We start from the raw sequence: 18,811 nt of genomic DNA, 5'->3' as shown, positions 1-18,811 counted from the left end.
CCTTTGCCTCAAAAGTTAAAGTAGCGGGAAGCAGGCCCCGGAAACCGGGGCCTGCATACGATTCAGTCGATAAGACTGTTCAGATCAGGTGAGATTAGTCTTTGGCCAGTTCAACAGCTTCGACCAGACGCGAGACGGCTTCGTCAGACGACATGTCGGAGTTGAAGTGGGCGGTGACAACGTCAACGATCGCACCGGACAGGTGGCCGCGAAGTGCCATGCCGTGTGCCATGGACGGCAGGAAGCCACCAGCTTCCTGGGCTGCCAGAAGGTCAGCTTCGGATTTCTTGGCGCAATCGTCGAACTTGTCGAGCGAAACACCAAGACGTGCCGGGATCGAACCTTTGAGAAGGTTGAAGGTTTCCTGGAACTTCTCGCCAACGATCAGTTCAGCAAGCAGTTTCTGGCCTTCGACCTTGTCGTCACCCGAAACGTTGAACATTGCAAAGCTGTCAACGTTGAACAGGTAGCCGTGCTCAGACGGGGTTGCCGAGCAGATGAAGTCTTTGCCCGGTACTTTGCCAGCAGCAAGGAATTCGCCTTTTGCCCAGTCACCCATGATCTGCATGGCAGCTTCGCCATTCATGACCATTGCGGTTGCAAGGTTCCAGTCACGACCCGGGAAGTCGGCATCGACATAACCGCGGATTTTGCGCATCTGGTCGAACACCGCTTTCATGGTGTCGGATTTCAGAGCGTCTTCGTCGAGATCAACCAGGGCCTTCTGGAAGAATTCCGGGCCGCCAAGGCCAAGAACGACGGTTTCAAAGACAGTTGCGTCCTGCCACGGCTGACCACCATGGGCAACCGGGGTAATACCGGCAGCTTTGAGTTTGTCAGCAAGGGCGTTGAACTCGTCCCAGGTTTTCGGGGCTTCGGTCGCGCCGACTTTTGCCAGAAGGGTCGGGTTTGCCCAGATCCAGTCAACACGGTGAATGTTTACCGGAACAGCAACATAGTCGCCTTCATACTTCATGACGTCCTGAATCGCAGGCGGGATAACCTTGTCCCAGCCTTCTGCTTCGGCAACGTCATTGAGATCAGCAAGCGCACCCTGTTCGGCCCAATCCTGGATCGCCGGACCTTTAAGCTGAACAGCAGCCGGTGCGTCACCAGACAGAACGCGCGAACGCAGAACGGTCATGGCCGCATCGCCGCCACCACCAGCAACCGGGCTATCGACCCATTTGCCGCCTTTGGCTTCGAAATCTTCTTTAAGTGCAGCAACAGCTTTCGCTTCGCCGCCCGAAGTCCACCAGTGCAGAACTTCAGCGGTCGGCTCTGCATGTGCAAAGCTTGCAGTTGCGAGTGCAGAAATCGCCACACCGGTGGCGAGGATGGTTTTGCGCAGATACATTTAGGTTTCCTCCCTGGCTTTGAACCATTTGCAGCGACAACATGCTGTGAGAGACCGTTCAATGCATCCACAAAACTGTAACAGGGCGTTTCCAGAATGCGAACTGAAACAATCTGTTACAAAAATAATGTGGTAGCCAATCACCATATTGCAGGGCAGCAAAAACAATTAGAGCGTTTGTCAGCATCAGAGATGTTCCGGACCGTCACAAGTACCGGAAAATTCACGCATATTGATATGGTTTACGATGCGATCCGGCACAAATGAAACCTGTTTTACGCCATTTGCCGGTTTTGACGGATCTGTTGTCGGTCGACAAAACAGGCGATCCTGTTTGCCCGATGTCAAATCGGTCATCAATTTCGCGAAAACAGACGTTATTTCCGTCAAAATAAAGCTGATATTGCCCGTGATCGCCGGTGTTTTGCCGCGCCGCGGTACGTTTTGACGGGGCGTCCGTTGGCTGAAAACACCTGTGAAATATGCATAACTTCGGGGTTTCGTGGCCGATCAGCCGTGGTCACGGGCTTATATGTGACAAAATGGAACAGATGATGTGCAAACTTTGGCAATTGAGGATTGAGTGACCCTTGGGCATATTGCATTGCGAAACTACTGAGGTGAATGCGCCAGACAGTTGGAGGTGAGCTCCAAGGCAGCATTCGAATTTTGTAACCCAAGGAGGTTCAACATGTTCCTGTCCAGTATTCTTGTTGCTGTTCGCCGTTGGGCCTATGCACGCTCGGTTGCGAATGAACTTTACGGCCTCGATAAGCGCGATCTTGATGATGTCGGTATTTCTCACTGGCAGATCAAAGACGTTGCTCGTAAAGCAGCTCGTGACGCGATTGCATAACGCCAGCGCACTTTAGGCACCCGTTTATCGGGATGGCCAATGCGGAAGCCGGACATCAGTCCGGCTTTTTGTGTTTTGGGCGACAGTTTCGTCTTTTGGTAATTCAATCTTTTGGCATCCAGGCTGGGGAGCCTGTTCTGTCATCAGCTTGCCGTTGTGGTTCGGAACGGGGAAACCCGCCCGGCTTTGGGTTGATTTCCGGGATTTAAAACAGTGTTGCCTGCTTTGGCGGATTTGAAAAATCACCTTTATCAAGACGGTTCAGGAACTGTTCGGCCTGCGTGATCAGGTCGCGCTTTGTCTCGTCTTTCATTCGGGCCCAGTTACGATATGGCATGCCGAGGCGGGGATTGTTGCCAAGCGTATCGGCATTGCGATCCAGAAAATGCCAGTAAAGCGCATTGAACGGGCAGGCGTCCGGCCCGGTGTTTTTGCGCGGATTGAACTGACATCCCTGACAATAGTCCGACATGCGATCGATATATTTTCCGCTGGCCGCATAGGGTTTGGACGCCATGACCCCGCCATCGGCATAAAGTGCCATGCCCAGGGTGTTTGGCAATTCAACCCATTCAAAAGCATCGATATAAACAGCCAGATACCAATCGCACACGTCCTTGACGGACAGACCGGCAAGCAAGGAAAAGTTACCAATCACCATCAGGCGCTGAATATGATGGGCATAGGCATCGTCCAGCGTTTCGCCGATTGCATGGCGCAAACAGTTCAGTGAAACGTTCCCGTCCCAGAAAAAGGCTGGCAGTGCCCGGCTGGCATTGAAATGATTACGCGTGGCGTAATCCGGGCCCATGAACCAGTAAAGACCGCGCACATATTCCCGCCAGCCAAGAATCTGTCGAATAAAGCCTTCGACCGCATTCAGGGGCGCTGTGCCGTCGTGATAGGCGCGCTCCGCCGCCCGGCAGACTTCGTCGGGCAACAGCAATCCGATATTGAGATAGGGACTGATCAGCGCGTGATAAACGGTCGCACTTTTGACCGTCATCGCATCCTGATAATCGCCAAAGTGGGGAAGGCGGGTGGTGATGAAATGATCAAGGACAGCCCGCGCATCATCGCGCGTCACCGCCCATCCGAAAGAATGGGCATCCCCAATGGCATCGGGGAAATCTGTGTCAACGCATTCCAGAAGATCGCGGGTTATCTCATCGGGTGCAAAGGACACTGGTTCAGGCGGTGTCACATCGTCGGGCAGGCGTTTGCGATTGTCGTGGTCAAAGTTCCATTTGCCACCGACCGGCTTGCCATCGGGTTCCATCAGAATGCCGCTTTCGCGCCGCAGCCCGCGATAGAAATATTCCATCCGCAATTCTTTGCGATTGCGTGCGAAATCCTCGAACGCGCCAAGTGTCGCAAAGAACCGGTCATCGGGGCGAATTTCAAGTTCCGCATCAAATTGCGTTTCCCAGCCCTCTATTTCCTTGCGAACCCGCCATTCCCCGGGCTCGGTGATAATGACTTTCCGGCAATTATACTGATCAAGGGATGACCGCAGTGCTTTGCTGAAGCTGTCGCAGGGGCGGCTTTGATAGTCATGATAGTCGACAATGAAGCCTTCTTGGCGCAGTTGATCTGCGAAATGGCGCATTGCCGACAGGATCAGGACGATCTTTTGTTTGTGATGGGGGACATAGGTGGCCTCCTGACGCGGTTCGGCCATGACAATCACGTCGGTCTGCGGATCGGCATCGGCAAGACTTGAAACAGAGCGCGTCAATTGATCGCCCAATACGAAACGAATGGTGTGACAAGAAGGCATTTTGATCCCGGTACAGGCTGCGTGAATGTGGTTACGAGTCGTACGGATCAGGGGCGGTAAAAGATCGCATTCGGGTGATTTTTTGCCGAAGCGATTTTCATTCGCAGGCCCAAATCTGCGAATGATTTTTAATCAAGCAGTGTAAATGAAGAATTTTAAGGAAATCGCCTAAATTATTGATAATGGTAATCAAAGGCGCGTTTTTCTCTTGAAACGGGTGGGGGCTGTTCCCAATATCTTGGTAGCCCAACCCATCAGGAGAGCCATGATGAAAGGTGATCCCAAGATCATCACATATCTTAATCGCATTCTGACCAATCAGCTGACTGCGATTAACCAGTATTTCCTGCATGCCCGGATGCTGCGCGACTGGGGCGTCGAAGAAATGGGCGAATATGAGTACAAGCTTTCCATCAAGGAAATGAAACGTGCCGATGACACGATCGAGCGCATTCTGTTCCTTGAAGGCCTGCCCAATCTTCAGAACCTCAATAAACTTATGATCGGCGAAAATGTCGAGGAAATCGTCAGTTGCGACATGAAGTTCGAACTGGCCTCCTTGCCGCTGCTGCGCGAAGCAATCACTGCATGCGAAAAAGCCGAAGATTTCGTCACCCGTGATCTGCTGGTCAAATTCCTTGAAGAACAGGAAGAACATGTCGACTGGCTTGAGACCGAGGAATGGCAACTCGAACATGTCGGTATCGCAAATTACATTCAAAGCCGTTCAGGCGACGGCGACTAACCAGATCAGGAGCTTAACGCCATGAAGGGTAGTAAAAAGGTTATTGCCGCACTGAACAAACAGCTGACTGCCGAGCTGTCTGCGGCCGACCAGTACAACACGCATGCCGAAATGTATGCCGACTGGGGCCTGCATTCGCTGTATGAGCGCATGCACCATGAAAAGGACGAGGAACTTGAACACGCCAAGCGTTTGATCGAGCGTATCCTGTTCCTTGAAGGTGTGCCTGACACCGCATCGCGTGAACCGATCAAGATCGGCAAAACCGTGCCCGAGATGATGAAAAACGATCTCGAGCACGAATATCACGTGATCAACCTGCTTAAGGAAGCCATCAAAATCGCGGAAAAGGAAGACGACTTCCAGACCCGTCAGATGCTGGTTGGTTTGCTTGATGACAGCGAAGAAGATCACGCATACTGGATCGAACAGCAGATACGCCTGATCGATATGATGGGCCTGCAAAACTACATCCAGTTCCGCGCGGCCGGGGAACCGAACCCGCACGGCTGATCGAATTTGCGATCAACGCTTCAAAAGCCCCGGAATTTGTCCGGGGCTTTTTTTATTATAATTCAAAGCTTTCCATCATTTTTTCGCATCGGAACTTTTCGGCTTGACCTTCCAGTTGCTGGAAGGTCTATCTTCCACCATATCAAACAGGGATGTGCGCCAAACGGCATTGAAGCCATGCGCGCCCCGTCAACCCGGATTGAGGTGACAAGATATGGATAGCCGGATCGAAACAACCGATCACACCGCCCAGGGAAGTGCCGCCCAAGAAGGCACTACCCAGGAAAGCACAGGCAGTGGATCACAGGCAGCGTCCGCGCAACAGGACGAGGTCAGTTTACCGATTGAAGGCATGACCTGTGCCAATTGTGCCGGGCGCGTGGAGAAGGCGATTGCCGGTCTTGATGGCGTGACCGGGGTCGATGTCAATCTGGCACTGAATTCCGCCCATATCCGCTTTGACGGCAACAAGCTTGATACGGCAAAGATTGCAGATACCATCAAGGATGCCGGTTATAGCGTTCCGCAACAGCAGCTGTCTTTTGATGTTGATGGCATGACCTGTGCGAACTGTGCATTGCGCGTGGAAAAGGCTTTGGCCGCGATGCCGGGCGTCACATCGGCCAGCGTCAATTTCGCCCTTGAACGTGCTGATATCGACGCGTTGCCCGGCAAGGTCAATGATGCAGCAGTCATTCGCGCGATTGAGGATGCCGGGTATCATGCAACGTCGCGCAACACATCCGCGACGGGCGATAACGATGCGACCGACGGGCAATCCGCCACCGACAATGGGCAGGCGCGCCGGTTTGACAAGTCACTTGTGATGCTTGCGGTATCGGCACTTCTGACCGCGCCGCTGGTGTTGCAGATGGTGTGGATGAATTTGGGTGTGAATTATCACCTGCCGGCCTGGCTTGAACTGGTCCTGGCAACACCGGTGCAGTTCATCATTGGTCAGCGGTTTTACAAAGGTGCCTGGGCGGCATTGCGCCATCGCAGTGCCAATATGGATGTTCTTGTCGCACTTGGAACGTCGGCGGCCTATTTCCTGAGCGTCTATAACATGGTGGTCGGCAAACCCGGCGACATGCATCTGTATTTCGAGGCATCAGCAGCGATCATCACCCTGATCCTGGCTGGCAAGATCATGGAAGAACGCGCCAAACGCGGTGCGTCCGCGGCGATCCGTGAATTGATGGCATTGCGCCCGCGGCGTGCACGCAAACTGGTTGATGGTGCTGGTGAACAGGATGTCGCCATCGAAAGTCTGACGGTGGGGGATATTGTCCGTGTACTGCCGGGCGAACGCGTTCCGGTCGATGGGACTGTGCATGCCGGTGAAAGCGAACTGGATGAAAGTCTGATTACCGGTGAAACCCGGCCAGTGGCCCGCATGCCCGGCGATGCCGTTGTTGGCGGTGCTGTCAATGGCACCGGCCGACTGGATATCGAAGTACGTGCCGTTGGCGATGACACCACGCTTTCACGGATCATTCGATTGGTCGAAAAGGCCCAGACCGGCAAGGCGCCGGTGCAAAAGCTGGTGGATCGTGTTTCTTCGGTGTTTGTGCCGGTGGTGGTTGCGATCGCCCTTGTGACCCTTTCGGTCTGGTTGCTGATGGGATACGGGGCAGAAGCATCCATCGTTGCCGCAGTTTCGGTGCTGGTGATCGCATGTCCCTGTGCGCTTGGTCTGGCAACCCCGACCGCCCTTGTTGCGGGGACGGGCAGTGCCGCGCGTAACGGGATCCTGATCCGCAATTTCGAATCCCTTGAGCAGGCACATAACGTTGATACCGTGATCTTTGATAAAACCGGAACCCTGACCGAAGGCACACCGACGGTCCGTGACGTTCGTGCGGTAAACGGGGTCGAACGCAATGACATGTTGCGTCTGGTTGCGGCGGTGCAGGCGGCAAGCGAACATCCGCTTGCGCGTGCGATTGTGTCATTGGCCCGTGACGAGGAAATGCAGATCCCCGATATCACCGATTTCAAAGGCAAAACCGGGGCTGGTGTCCTGGCCAGGGTCGAAGACCATTCGGTTGCAATCGGGACAGAGGCCCTGTTGCAGGATCAGGGTATCGCATCGCCCCAACAGGCGATTGCCGATGAAATCAAACAGCATGAAAGCGAAGGCCGCACTGTTGTGCTGGTGGCGATTGAAGGTGCGTTTGCGGGCTATATCACCCTTGAAGACCGCATTCGTGAAAGCGCCAAACAGGCGATTGCCGACCTTAAGGCGCGCGGCATTTCATCCATCATGTTGTCTGGTGACAGTCAGGATGTCGCAACCCATGTTGCCCGTGAATTGGGATTGGAGCGCGGAGAAGGACGTATTCGCCCGCAGGACAAGGCACGCGAGGTCGAAAAACTGCGTAAGCAGGGCCGTCATGTCGCCATGGTTGGCGATGGCATCAATGATGCGCCGGCATTGGCGGCCGCCGATGTTGGTATTGCCATGGGTGGCGGTACCGATGTCGCCATGGAGACCGCGGGTATCACCTTGATGCGGTCGGATCCGGCGCTGGTGTCGGCGGCGATTGATATCTCGATCGCCACGCGCCGCAAGATCGCACAGAACCTGTTTTGGGCCTTTGCCTATAACGTGGTGGGTGTGCCGCTTGCCGCTCTTGGCGTTCTGAGCCCGGCGATTGCCGGTGCGGCCATGGCGCTCAGTTCTGTTTCGGTGGTCGGCAACTCTTTGACGTTGCGCGGCTGGAAAGTCCGGCGGTAAGGCGGGGAGAAAGTTATGAATATTTCCGATGCAGCAACCCGGTGCGGGCTTCCGGCGAAAACCATCCGCTATTACGAGGATATCGGGCTGGTTACGCCAGGGCGGCTTGAAAACGGATATCGCGATTACAGTGACGATGACCTGCATAAATTGCGGTTTTTGCAACGTGCCCGCGGGCTTGGATTCTCGGTCGAGGATTGCCGTGTCCTGTTGTCGCTTTACGAGGATCGCAACCGCGCATCGTCCGACGTAAAGGAAATCGCCAAGGCCCATCTGGGTGAAATCGAACGCAAGATTTCGGAACTGCAAAGCTTGCAGAAAACACTTTCCGATCTTGTGCATGCCTGCCACGGCGATGATCGTCCGCATTGTCCGATCATCAACGATCTGGCGCGCTGAAGCGCGGGCCGTAAATCAAAAAAGAAAAGAGAGAGACCAAAGCGTGCAAAACAAAGGTGTTATGGTGCTGGGGGCCGCTGTCGGGGCCGCCATCATGTATGGAATTGTTTCCTTTTTCGTCCCGCAGACCGGGCCGAAACAGAACGTGGAATTGCACCCCGATGATCTGAAGGTCGTGGCTCTTGGCAAGAAAATCTATGACGCCAATTGTGCGTCCTGCCACGGCGTAAAACTGGAAGGGGAGGCCAACTGGCGCGAACGGGGCGAAGACGGTTTGCTGCCAGCCCCGCCACATGATGAAACCGGTCACACCTGGCATCATCCCGATGCCCTGCTATTTGCCTTGACCAAATATGGTCCGGCCGCAATGGCAGGGGATGGTTACACCTCGGCCATGCCGGGGTTTGAGGATGTCCTGAGTGATGAAGAAATCATCGCCAGCCTGTCCTATATCAAAAGCCGCTGGCCCAAGGAGGTCAGACAACGCCACGACCAGATCAACCAGTCAGCTGCACAACAGCAATAGTATGCAGAACTGACTGGTGCGGTCTGCACGGCTGCTTGAAACACCAAGCCCCGCATCAAACGACCGATGCGGGGCTTGGTGTTGATATTCGGGATGTAGGGTTATCCGCGCGGCAGCGTGATGCGCACGGTTGTTCCTTTGCCCGGTGCGCTTTCGATGCTGAGATTGCCGCCATGCAGTTCGACCAGAAGCTTTGCCAGCGGAAGACCAAGTCCGGTCCCGGCACTTTCCTTGACCCCGGATGGGTGCAGCTGTGAAAAGCGGGCAAGTGCGCGCGGAATGTCATTCGGGCTCATGCCAACGCCATTGTCGGCAATCGCGATGGTGACGTCATCATCGGTGGATGTCAGATTGATCGTGATCGTGCCGCCATCAGGGGTGAATTTCGCGGCGTTGCTCAGAATATTGATCAGGATTTGTTTGAGCTTCAGCTTGTCACAGCGAAGGGCAAACCCATCCTGCGGCAAGTCGATCCGAAGATGGTGCTTGCGACGGGTGATGTCGTCACGAACCAGTTTGGCGGCTTCATTGATGACGATGCCAAGATCGGCGTCTTCGGCTTGAAGGGTCATGGACCCGGCCGACAGCTTGGACACATCAAGAACATTGTTCACAAGTTCAAGCAGGTGCTTGCCTGCTTCATACACATCGCGTCCGCAATCCCGATAACCATCGGGAATATCCCCCAGAACGGCCTGGGCGATCAGTTCGGAATTGCCGATGATCGCATTAAGCGGTGTACGCAGTTCATGGCCCATATTGGCGATGAAGTCGGATTTTGATGCATTTGCGTCGGCTTGATGGCGGGTTTGTTCCATCAGAGATCGTTCGGCTTGTTGCTGACGATCATTTTCCAGAAGCGTCATCAAAACCGCGGTACGTGTTTCATTGTTCTGGAAATATTCAAGCGGGGCGATCGAAAGATCGCAAACATGGCTTTCGCGTGATGCACCAACCAGAACAATATCACCGCGCCAGGTGCGGCCCGAAGCGAACACGTCTTCGATATCGTTGATCAGGCCCTTGGAAAGAAAGCCGGCCTTGCGGCCCATCATGCGGTCGCGCGACACGCCAATCAGGCGCGCGATGGCCTCGTTACACTGAAGAACAATACCGTTTCGATCACAGATGACAGCCGCATAGGGAAGGGCGTTCAAGACAACCTGATCGGCCAATGGCACACTGGTTGTGCCAATCGGTGTATTGCTGGTCATATCAGCCCCTGGTCCCATGGTTTACAGTAACGCTCGTTTAAAACGTTCGATACCCAGCCCTGTAAGTGGGATGTCAGGTGTGCGATTGCTTATAACGTCGGCGATTGCCTTTGCCGATCCACAACTCATCGTCCAGCCCAGCGTCCCATGCCCCGTGTTAAGGAACAGATTACCATATTTTGTGCCGCCAAGAATAGGGGCAGAATCAGGCGTCACCGGGCGCAATCCCGACCAAAAGGCGATGCTGGACCGGTCCCCGCAATTTGGAAACAATTCTAAGGCCTTATCAACGATCAACTGATTTCGGCGCGGCGACATGCGCAGGTTATACCCGTCAAGCTCGGCGGTGCCTGCAACCCGAAGTTGGTTGCCAAGTCTTGAATACACCATTTTAACGCTGTCATCGATCAGGGCGGTGTGCGGTGCGCCGTCATAACCGGTCGTATCGATACTGATCGAATAGCCCTTGCACGGGTAAATCGGCAAATCGATACCAAGCGGCCTGACCAGAAGCGGACTGTAACTGCCAAGACAGACCAAAAAGGCATCAGCTTTAATCTGCCCCTGATTGGTCTGGACTGCCGTGATCTTGCCATTGTCATGGATCAGACGGTCAATCGTGGTGTTGAATTTGAAGTCGGCACCACGGGCACGGCAATGGCCGGTCAGTTGTTCGGTGAATTTTCGGGCATCGCCACTTTCATCATCAGGGGTGTAGCTGCCCCCGACAATAGGGGCCGTGCTTTGACGCAAGGCAGGTTCAATTTCGTAACATTCCTGCGTGCTGACCAGTTTTCGGCCAAGACCGAGTTCCTGCATCTGTTGGGTCGCACGCGCAACCGCAGCCATTTCGCCATCATCGCGGCAAATATGCAGGATACCCCGTTCACTGTGATCGTATTGCAGGTCAAGCTGACCGCGCAACGCACGCAGGCAATCACGGCTATAGGTCGCAACCCGCAAGGCCTTTTCAAGATTGACCTGCGCACGTTTATCCGTGCAATTGGCCAAAAACCGCAATCCCCAGGCAAACAGTTGCGGATCAAAGCGCATTCTGATCAGAAGCGGCGCTTCTTCGCGACCAAGCCATTTCAGGATTTGCCCCGGCGTACCTTTGTTGGCCCAAGGAGTGGCATGACATGCAGAAATCTGACCGCCATTGGCAAAGCTGGTTTCCTGCGCGCTGGCATGTTGGCGGTCAATTACCGTGACCTGATGACCATTTTGCAAAAGATACCAGGCCGCTGTCGTCCCGATGACGCCAGCACCCATAACGACAACATGCATGTGGGCAAAGCCTTGTTGCGGAAAGTGCGTGATCTTTGCAGACCAGAAAGATAACCCTATGTGCTAACTGTCTGATGTGCGAATTTTGGTGCAATATACTGTTACATCAGGAAAATGGCTACCGGTGACTTGCCATGCCCGGTGACCGGACGGGCAGGTGGGAATTCCGCCATGCGGGTTGATGCTGCCGCGCAAAGCTGACGGGGTGAAATGTTCGAAATTCTGACCACAGACCAGATGTATGAAGCAGATCGTCGCACCATCGATGGCGGGATTGCCGGTGATGTGCTGATGGAGAATGCCGGACGTGCAGTGTACGAAGAAATCGTGCGCCACTGGTCGCCGCGATCGGTATCGGTTCTGTGCGGGCCGGGCAATAATGGCGGGGACGGTTTTGTTATTGCGCGTTTGCTGCGCGAGGCGGGCTGGTCTGTAAGGCTTGGGCTGATGGGGGATGTCGCGGCCCTTAAAGGGGATGCTGCACATCATGCCGCGCGCTGGGAAGGCGCATCCGAACGCCTGTCGCCGGCGCTGGTTGTCGGGGCGGATCTTGTTGTCGATTGTATCTTTGGTGCCGGGCTTGCCCGTGACATCACGGACGATATTGCGGTGCTGGTCACCACGATCAATTCAAGTACGGCTTCTGTGGTTTCGGTTGATGTGCCCTCAGGCGTTGATGGCAATACCGGCATGATCCGCGGATGTGCGATCAAGGCGGATCTGACGGTTACGTTTTGCCGGGCCAAGCCGGGGCATTATCTTTTGCCGGGGCGGTTGATGTGCGGTGAACTGGCCATTCGCGATATCGGGATTTCCGATCAGATCATTTCGGAAATCCGGCCGAATTGCTGGCGCAATGATCCTGTTTTGTGGCGGGCGGGCATCCATTGGCCCGGTCTTGACGGGCATAAATATCATCGTGGTCATCTTCTGGCCTTTGGTGGGGCTGCCATGACCGGGGCGACCCGGCTTGTCGCACGGGCCGCACGGCGGTCCGGTGTCGGGTTGTTGACGGTGGTATCCGACCCCTCAGTCTTGCCGATATACGGGGCCGATAGCCCCGGCGTGATGACCGCACCGACCGGTCAGATCGAAACTCTTTTGAATGATTGCCGGCATAACGCCTTTGTCATCGGGCCCGGATACGGGGTTGGCGACGATACAAGAAGCCTTGTTCTCAAACTTTTGCATCAGTGCCGGTCAACGGTTCTGGATGCGGATGCCCTCACAAGTTTTGCCGATGATCCGTCTACATTATGTTTTGCGGTTCAGGGGCCGACGGTATTGACCCCGCATGAAGGGGAATTCGGTCGTCTGTTTCCCGACATCGAAGGTGACAAACTGACCCGGGCGCGGGCGGCGGCGAAACGAAGTGGTGCGACGGTTCTGATCAAAGGTGCCGATACGGTCATTGCCGCCCCGGACGGGCGCGCGGCCATCAGCGCCATTGAAGCCCCCTGGCTGGCAACGGCCGGTTCCGGCGACGTGTTGGCAGGGATTATTTGCGGGCTGATGGCACAGGGCATGGAAATGTTTGATGCGGCCTGCATGGGTGTCTGGTTGCATGGCCGGTGCGGTGCGGATATTGGCCCGGGGCTGATCGCCGAAGATATTCCGGACCATCTTCCGGTCATTCTGCGCGAATTGTGGCTGGCCTCGCGGAAGAAAGCCTGAACATTTCACCATTGATCCGGGTGATTGCGCAAAGCGCGTTTTGCACCAAATTTGTGACAAGTGCCAACAGGTGCTGGATGTTTGGTGCCGACCTTCCGATATAAATGTCAGACAGGCCGCATAAAGCCGCATAAAAAGTGATGCCACCGACATCTCCTGCATGTCTTACATGGTGCGAGAAACTGGTCAGTCGCGATCTGCCCGGATCATGGCCGGGCTGTAAAACTGCTGGATGTGGGGGACAATCATGTCTCAGACCTTTCTTGACAGAACCATCGATAATCTTCGTCTGGCCTGGCGTGAATTGCGCGACAGTTCGGTTGTGCGCAGTCTTGGTCTGGATGAAGGCCAAAGCCGTCAGGATCGCTGGCGCCGTCAGATTGCAGATTGTTTGGCCCGGCGCGGTGGTGCGGTATCGGCGCGATCACGTGCGGCGGAACTTGGACATGATTTTCTGCGCCTTGATGATGCGGGCAAACGTGCGTTTCTGCATTTGCTGGTCAATGAATTTGGCGTGGATCGCGATCATGTTTCGGCGGTCATGGCAGACTGGAACATGGCTGATGATCTGGCTGAACAGGCGCTTCTGGAGGCGGAGCTCAGAACCGCACTTGTACCGCCATTTCGCATGATCCTTAAGGAATTCAATTCCTTGCCGCAGGGGGTGAAGTTTCTGGTTGATCTGCGGGCCGATCTTTTGCGCTGGCGCAAGGAGGCACCGGGACTTGCGATTCTTGAACGTGATCTCAAGGAATTGCTGGCAAGCTGGTTTGATATCGGTTTTCTGGAATTACAGCGCATTACGTGGAATTCATCGGCAGCCCTTCTGGAAAAGCTGATCGCCTATGAGGCCGTTCACGCGATCCAAAGCTGGGACGATCTTAAGCGTCGGCTGGCCCCGGACCGCAGATGTTTTGCCTTTTTCCATCCGGGAATGCCCTATGAACCGCTGATCTTTGTCGAGGTCGCACTGGTTAACGGCATCGCCGGAAATGTCGATGCCCTGATCCAGGGCGATCAGGACGCACATGAACAACAAGGCCTTCAAGCGGGCGCAGTGGCCGATACCGCGATTTTCTATTCGATCTCGAACGCACAGGCCGGGTTAGCAGGGATCAGTTTTGGCGATTTCCTGATCAAGCGGGTGGTGGGCGAATTACAGCGCGATTTGCCTGACCTTAAACAGTTCAGCACCCTGTCACCGATCCCGGCACTGCGTGGCTGGATGAACAAACAGCTTGATGCCATCGCGCAAAACCAGGAAACCGGCCTGCCCAAGGCGATCGAGGCGGCCTTGCGTGACTGTGATGACCTGATGGGGCCAAAGCCGCCTGCCAAACATCCCGACGAGGTAGGCGAACGCACGCGTACCAATATCGAATATCTTGCAGCATGGTATTTGTTAAATGCCAGACGCCCGGAAACCGGGTCGGCATTTGATCCGGTGGCTCATTTCCACCTGACCAACGGGGCCCGGGTCGAACGGCTTAACTGGAATGGCAATGGCAAGGAAAACGGCTGGCTGCAGTCATTCGGGGTGATGGTGAACTATCTTTACGACCTTTCGATGATCGAAAAAAATCACGAAAGCTATGTAGGGCAGGGCAAAATTGCCGCATCTGGCGCGGTCAAACGTCTTTTGCGCTAGTTTCTTTTTTCACGCAAACCGTTGAAAGTCGCGCGATAGCGCGGCCGTTTGCCGGTTAATTTCGACAAGAATGCATTTGTCGAAAAGGCGATGCTTGCATGAGGTGAGCGAAGTTTGTATTAAGGCGCACTCATTCCGGTCTTACCGGCGTGATTTGCGTGCTTGTGTGCGGGCGTGGCGGAACTGGTAGACGCGCTGGATTTAGGTTCCAGTGGAGCAATCCGTGGGGGTTCGAGTCCCTTCGCCCGTACCACTTGCAGGCTTTAAAATTAGATCAGGTTTTATATTCGTTTAGTCATATTGACTTTCTGACGTCCGGACTGCGTCGCGTAACGGACATTATTCGAACCAAGCAAAAGAGTTATCTATGCAGGTTACTGAAACCAAAAACGAAGGCCTGGCGCGCGAGTTCAAAGTCGTCGTGCCCGCCGCACAAATCGAAGAAAAAGTCGTCGCCAAGCTTGACGAGATCAAAGACCAGGTTCGCCTGCCGGGCTTCCGTCCGGGCAAAATTCCGGCGAAACTCCTGCGTCAGCGTTATGGCCAGGCCGTCATGGGTGAAGTTCTTGAAGCTGCTGTGAACGAAAACACCGGCAAAGTTCTTTCCGACAATGACCTGCGTCCGGCTGTTCAGCCGAAAATCGAAGTCACCAAATTCGACGAAGGTGGTGATCTCGAGTTCGATATCGCTGTTGAAGTTATCCCGGCAATCGAAGCCATGGACTTCAAAAAGCTGAAGCTGACCCGTGAAGTTGTTGAACTTGACGAAGCCAAGGTTACCGAAACGCTTGAGCGTATTGCTGCTGCACAGGGCACCACCGAGCCGCTCGCACGCAAGCGCAAGTCGAAAAAAGGTGACGTTGTTGTCATCGACTTCCTCGGCAAAATCGACGGTGAAGCATTCGACGGCGGCAAAGCCGAAGATTACGAACTCGAACTGGGTTCGGGCTCCTTCATCGATGGTTTCGAAGATCAGCTGACCGGTGTGAACGCTGGTGACGAAGTTGTCGTCAAAGTGAAATTCCCGGAAGCTTACGGTGCGGCTGAACTCGCAGGCAAAGACGCCGAGTTCGACGTAACCGTCAAGGAAATCAAAGAAAAGAAACCGGCTGAGCTGGATGACGAACTGGCCAAGAAACTCGGTCAGGAATCGTTCGAAGCCCTCAAGGACGCGATCCGCAAGGATTACGGCCGCGAGTACGAATCGGTTTCCCGTCAGAAGCTGAAGCGTGAGCTGCTTGACGCCCTTGCAGAAAACCACAGCTTCGAACTTCCGACCTCGCTCGTTGAAAACGAACTCGAAGGCATCATCGGTCAGATCAAACAGGCCCGTGAAGCTGGTCAGGAAGATGACGAAACCAAAGGCAAGTCCGAAGAAGAGCTGACCGAAGAGTTCCGCGAAATCGCAGAACGTCGCGTTCTTCTGGGTCTTCTGCTGGCAGAAGTCGGCCGTGCAAACGACATCCAGGTTACCCAGGAAGACGTGAACAAGGTCCTCGTTGCCGAAGCTCAGAAGTACCCGGGCCAGGAACAGCAGGTTATTGAATTCTATAAAAATAACCCGCAGGCCTTGCAGGCGCTTCAGGGCCCTGTATATGAAGACAAGGTCGTGGATTACATCGTCGAACTCGCCAAGGTTGAAGAAAAGACCGTTACGGTCGAAGAACTTCTGAAGCCGGAAGAGGAAGACGAAGCTCCGAAGAAGAAATCGGCTGCCAAGAAAGCACCGGCGAAAAAGGACGCAGAGAAAAAGGCTCCGGCCAAGAAAGCTGCTGCCAAGAAGCCGGCTGCGAAGAAAAAAGCAGCTGACAAATCCGACGAGAAGTAATCCGACCGGACACGGTTTAGGATAATGCAGGGAGTTGCAGTTGATGATTAGAGAACAGATGAATTCGCTTGTACCGATGGTGGTTGAACAGACCAGCCGGGGCGAGCGTGCCTACGACATCTTTTCGCGTTTGCTCAAGGAGCGTATCGTTTTCATCAACGGCCAGGTCCATGACGGCATGTCGTCGCTGATCTGTGCGCAGCTCCTGCATCTCGAATCGGAAAATCCGGACAAGGATATTTCGCTTTACATCAACTCTCCGGGCGGTGTTGTGACCTCGGGGCTCGCCATCTATGACACCATGCAATACATCCGTTGCGATGTTTCGACGGTGTGCATGGGGCAGGCGGCATCCATGGGATCGCTTCTTCTGATGGCCGGTGCAAAAGGCAAGCGTTACTGCCTGCCGAATGCACGCGTCATGATCCACCAGCCGTCCGGCGGTTTCCAGGGCCAGGCATCGGATATCGAAATCCATGCCCGTGAAATCCTGGCACTGCGTCAGCGTCTTAACGAGATTTATGTCGAACATACCGGCCGTGATCTCAAGACGATTGAAGATGCGATGGAGCGTGACAACTTCCTCACCCCGGATCAGGCCAAGGAATTCGGTCTGATCGACGAAGTGGTGACCTCGCGTCCGAAGCCGGAAGGCGATGAAAAGAAAGACTGATTGCCATATCGCAATCGGTGAAAACGCCCCGGTCAATGGCCGGGGCGTTTTTTTATGTCTTGCCTCATGGCAGTTTTAAGTCATAGACAGGTAATTAGCGCGTGCGACAGGCCGATGTCTGGAACTTGTGGGTCGCTCGAACGTTCGGGTGATTAATGCAAGGGGTTTCGCAACCACGATGGCGGACCCATATCAAACATGACGCCATAACGTCGAAAAGCGCAGATTAAACGTTGAGATCGGTATCGTTTACCGGCTAACATGGCGATAAAAGATAACGTCAAACGTAATTGGGGTTTGTATGAGCAAATCGAATAGCGGGGACTCCAAGAACACTCTGTACTGTTCTTTCTGTGGAAAGAGCCAGCACGAGGTTCGCAAGCTCATCGCCGGTCCAACCGTATTCATCTGTGATGAATGCGTAGAGCTTTGCATGGACATCATCCGCGAAGAGCATAAAACCCATCTCGTCAAATCGGCAGACGGGGTGCCTTCTCCGCAAGAGATTTGCAAGGTCCTTGATGACTATGTCATCGGTCAGGGCCATGCGAAAAAAGTTCTCTCGGTCGCGGTTCACAACCATTACAAACGCCTGCATCACGCCAGCAAGAATGAAGACATCGAACTGGCGAAGTCCAACATCATGCTGGTCGGTCCGACCGGTTGCGGTAAAACGCTTCTGGCCCAGACCCTGGCCCGTATTCTTGATGTGCCCTTCACCATGGCGGATGCCACCACCCTGACCGAAGCCGGTTATGTGGGTGAAGATGTCGAGAACATCATTCTCAAGCTGCTGCAGGCTGCGGATTACAATGTCGAGCGCGCCCAGCGCGGCATCGTCTATATTGACGAGGTCGACAAGATTTCGCGTAAATCCGACAACCCGTCGATCACGCGCGATGTCTCGGGCGAGGGTGTGCAGCAGGCATTGCTCAAGATCATGGAAGGCACTGTTGCATCGGTTCCGCCGCAGGGCGGCCGCAAGCATCCGCAACAGGAATTCCTGCAGGTCGACACCACCAACATCCTCTTCATCGTCGGTGGCGCGTTCGCCGGCCTGGACAAGGTGATTTCACAGCGTGGCAAGGGCAGCGCAATCGGCTTTGGTGCCGATGTTCGCAGCCCTGATGACCGCCGTACGGGTGAAGTTCTGCGTGAAGTCGAACCGGAAGATCTTCTGAAGTTCGGTCTGATCCCGGAATTCATCGGTCGTCTGCCGGTTCTGGCAACGCTTGAAGACCTCGACAATGATGCTCTGGTCAAAATCCTGACCGAGCCGAAAAACGCACTGATCAAGCAGTATCAGCGCCTGTTTGACATGGAAGATGTGAAACTTACCTTCCAGCCGGACGCGCTCAAGGCGATTGCCGACAAGGCAATCGAACGCAAGACCGGTGCACGTGGCCTGCGCTCGATCATGGAAGGCATCCTGCTTGATACCATGTTCGATCTGCCGACCATGGAAAGTGTCGAGGAAATCGTCATCAATAATGACGTTGTCGAAGGAAAGGCAAAACCGTTGCTGATCCATTCGGAACGCCATGAAGGTGTCGAAAATACCGCCTGATCTT

15 protein-coding genes and 1 tRNA gene are annotated in these 18,811 nt (G+C 54.5%); 12 read left to right on the top strand and 4 right to left on the bottom strand.

Features of this window, described 5'->3' with window-relative positions; translation table 11 throughout:
- Positions 1–94: 94 nt before the first annotated feature.
- Entirely contained in the window at positions 95–1,357 is a 1,263-nt protein-coding gene (locus M9H61_RS05130; protein WP_068518894.1) for an ABC transporter substrate-binding protein, read from the bottom strand.
- A gap of 691 nt (positions 1,358–2,048) precedes the next feature.
- On the opposite strand from M9H61_RS05130, the gene M9H61_RS05125 reads away from it, so the two are divergent.
- Complete coding sequence (locus M9H61_RS05125; RefSeq protein ID WP_114097336.1) at positions 2,049–2,213, top strand: DUF1127 domain-containing protein; 165 nt, start codon at positions 2,049–2,051, stop codon at positions 2,211–2,213.
- A gap of 205 nt (positions 2,214–2,418) precedes the next feature.
- Here the strand turns inward: M9H61_RS05125 and M9H61_RS05120 are convergent, their stop codons facing one another.
- The gene (locus tag M9H61_RS05120; protein ID WP_250283738.1) at positions 2,419–3,993 is read right to left on the bottom strand and encodes a cryptochrome/photolyase family protein; all 1,575 of its coding nucleotides are present in this window, start codon (positions 3,991–3,993) and stop codon (positions 2,419–2,421) included.
- A gap of 268 nt (positions 3,994–4,261) precedes the next feature.
- Between M9H61_RS05120 and bfr (M9H61_RS05115) the strand changes: the two genes are divergently transcribed.
- The 5 genes from bfr (M9H61_RS05115) to M9H61_RS05095 all read left to right on the top strand — a co-directional run bounded on the left by bfr (M9H61_RS05115) (position 4,262) and on the right by M9H61_RS05095 (position 8,916).
- Positions 4,262–4,738, top strand: a complete 477-nt coding sequence (gene bfr, locus M9H61_RS05115) for a bacterioferritin (protein WP_068518897.1) — start codon at positions 4,262–4,264, stop codon at positions 4,736–4,738.
- A gap of 21 nt (positions 4,739–4,759) precedes the next feature.
- On the top strand, positions 4,760–5,251 hold the full coding sequence (gene bfr / locus M9H61_RS05110; protein WP_068518898.1) for a bacterioferritin: 492 nt from the start codon (positions 4,760–4,762) through the stop codon (positions 5,249–5,251).
- 214 nt (positions 5,252–5,465) lie between these two features.
- Positions 5,466–7,991: a heavy metal translocating P-type ATPase gene (locus tag M9H61_RS05105; RefSeq protein ID WP_305879849.1), complete on the top strand. Its 2,526-nt coding sequence runs from the start codon at positions 5,466–5,468 to the stop codon at positions 7,989–7,991.
- Positions 7,992–8,006: 15 nt separating this feature from the next.
- Positions 8,007–8,390, top strand: coding sequence for a Cu(I)-responsive transcriptional regulator (gene cueR, locus M9H61_RS05100; protein ID WP_206927691.1), 384 nt, complete (start codon positions 8,007–8,009; stop codon positions 8,388–8,390).
- Positions 8,391–8,433: 43 nt separating this feature from the next.
- Positions 8,434–8,916, top strand: coding sequence for a cytochrome c (locus M9H61_RS05095; RefSeq protein WP_250283735.1), 483 nt, complete (start codon positions 8,434–8,436; stop codon positions 8,914–8,916).
- A 101-nt stretch (positions 8,917–9,017) separates the two neighbouring features.
- Here the strand turns inward: M9H61_RS05095 and M9H61_RS05090 are convergent, their stop codons facing one another.
- A complete protein-coding gene (locus M9H61_RS05090; RefSeq protein WP_114113991.1) occupies positions 9,018–10,130 on the bottom strand; it encodes a PAS domain-containing sensor histidine kinase in 1,113 nt (370 codons plus the stop codon).
- A gap of 21 nt (positions 10,131–10,151) precedes the next feature.
- Positions 10,152–11,417: a D-amino acid dehydrogenase gene (locus M9H61_RS05085; RefSeq protein ID WP_250283733.1), complete on the bottom strand. Its 1,266-nt coding sequence runs from the start codon at positions 11,415–11,417 to the stop codon at positions 10,152–10,154.
- Positions 11,418–11,627: 210 nt separating this feature from the next.
- Here M9H61_RS05085 and M9H61_RS05080 point away from each other — a divergent pair, with 210 nt between their 5' ends.
- The 6 genes from M9H61_RS05080 (at position 11,628) to clpX (ending at position 18,807) form a co-directional block, all read left to right on the top strand.
- Positions 11,628–13,091, top strand: a complete 1,464-nt coding sequence (locus tag M9H61_RS05080) for an NAD(P)H-hydrate dehydratase (RefSeq protein WP_250283731.1) — start codon at positions 11,628–11,630, stop codon at positions 13,089–13,091.
- A 247-nt stretch (positions 13,092–13,338) separates the two neighbouring features.
- Complete coding sequence (locus M9H61_RS05075) at positions 13,339–14,739, top strand: malonyl-CoA decarboxylase (protein WP_250283729.1); 1,401 nt, start codon at positions 13,339–13,341, stop codon at positions 14,737–14,739.
- A gap of 168 nt (positions 14,740–14,907) precedes the next feature.
- Positions 14,908–14,992: transfer RNA gene (locus M9H61_RS05070), tRNA-Leu, on the top strand.
- Between the two features lie 114 nt (positions 14,993–15,106).
- Positions 15,107–16,567, top strand: a complete 1,461-nt coding sequence (gene tig, locus M9H61_RS05065) for a trigger factor (RefSeq protein WP_068518905.1) — start codon at positions 15,107–15,109, stop codon at positions 16,565–16,567.
- 43 nt (positions 16,568–16,610) lie between these two features.
- Positions 16,611–17,240: an ATP-dependent Clp endopeptidase proteolytic subunit ClpP gene (gene clpP / locus M9H61_RS05060; protein ID WP_068518906.1), complete on the top strand. Its 630-nt coding sequence runs from the start codon at positions 16,611–16,613 to the stop codon at positions 17,238–17,240.
- 301 nt (positions 17,241–17,541) lie between these two features.
- Positions 17,542–18,807: an ATP-dependent Clp protease ATP-binding subunit ClpX gene (gene clpX / locus M9H61_RS05055; RefSeq protein WP_068518907.1), complete on the top strand. Its 1,266-nt coding sequence runs from the start codon at positions 17,542–17,544 to the stop codon at positions 18,805–18,807.
- Positions 18,808–18,811 lie beyond the last annotated feature (4 nt).

It is taken from the genome of Thalassospira sp. GO-4, from assembly GCF_023588965.1.
Lineage (GTDB): Bacteria > Pseudomonadota > Alphaproteobacteria > Rhodospirillales > Thalassospiraceae > Thalassospira > Thalassospira povalilytica.
The sequence above is the reverse complement of the archived record's forward strand: the minus strand, read 5'-3'. Positions and strand labels throughout refer to the sequence as shown.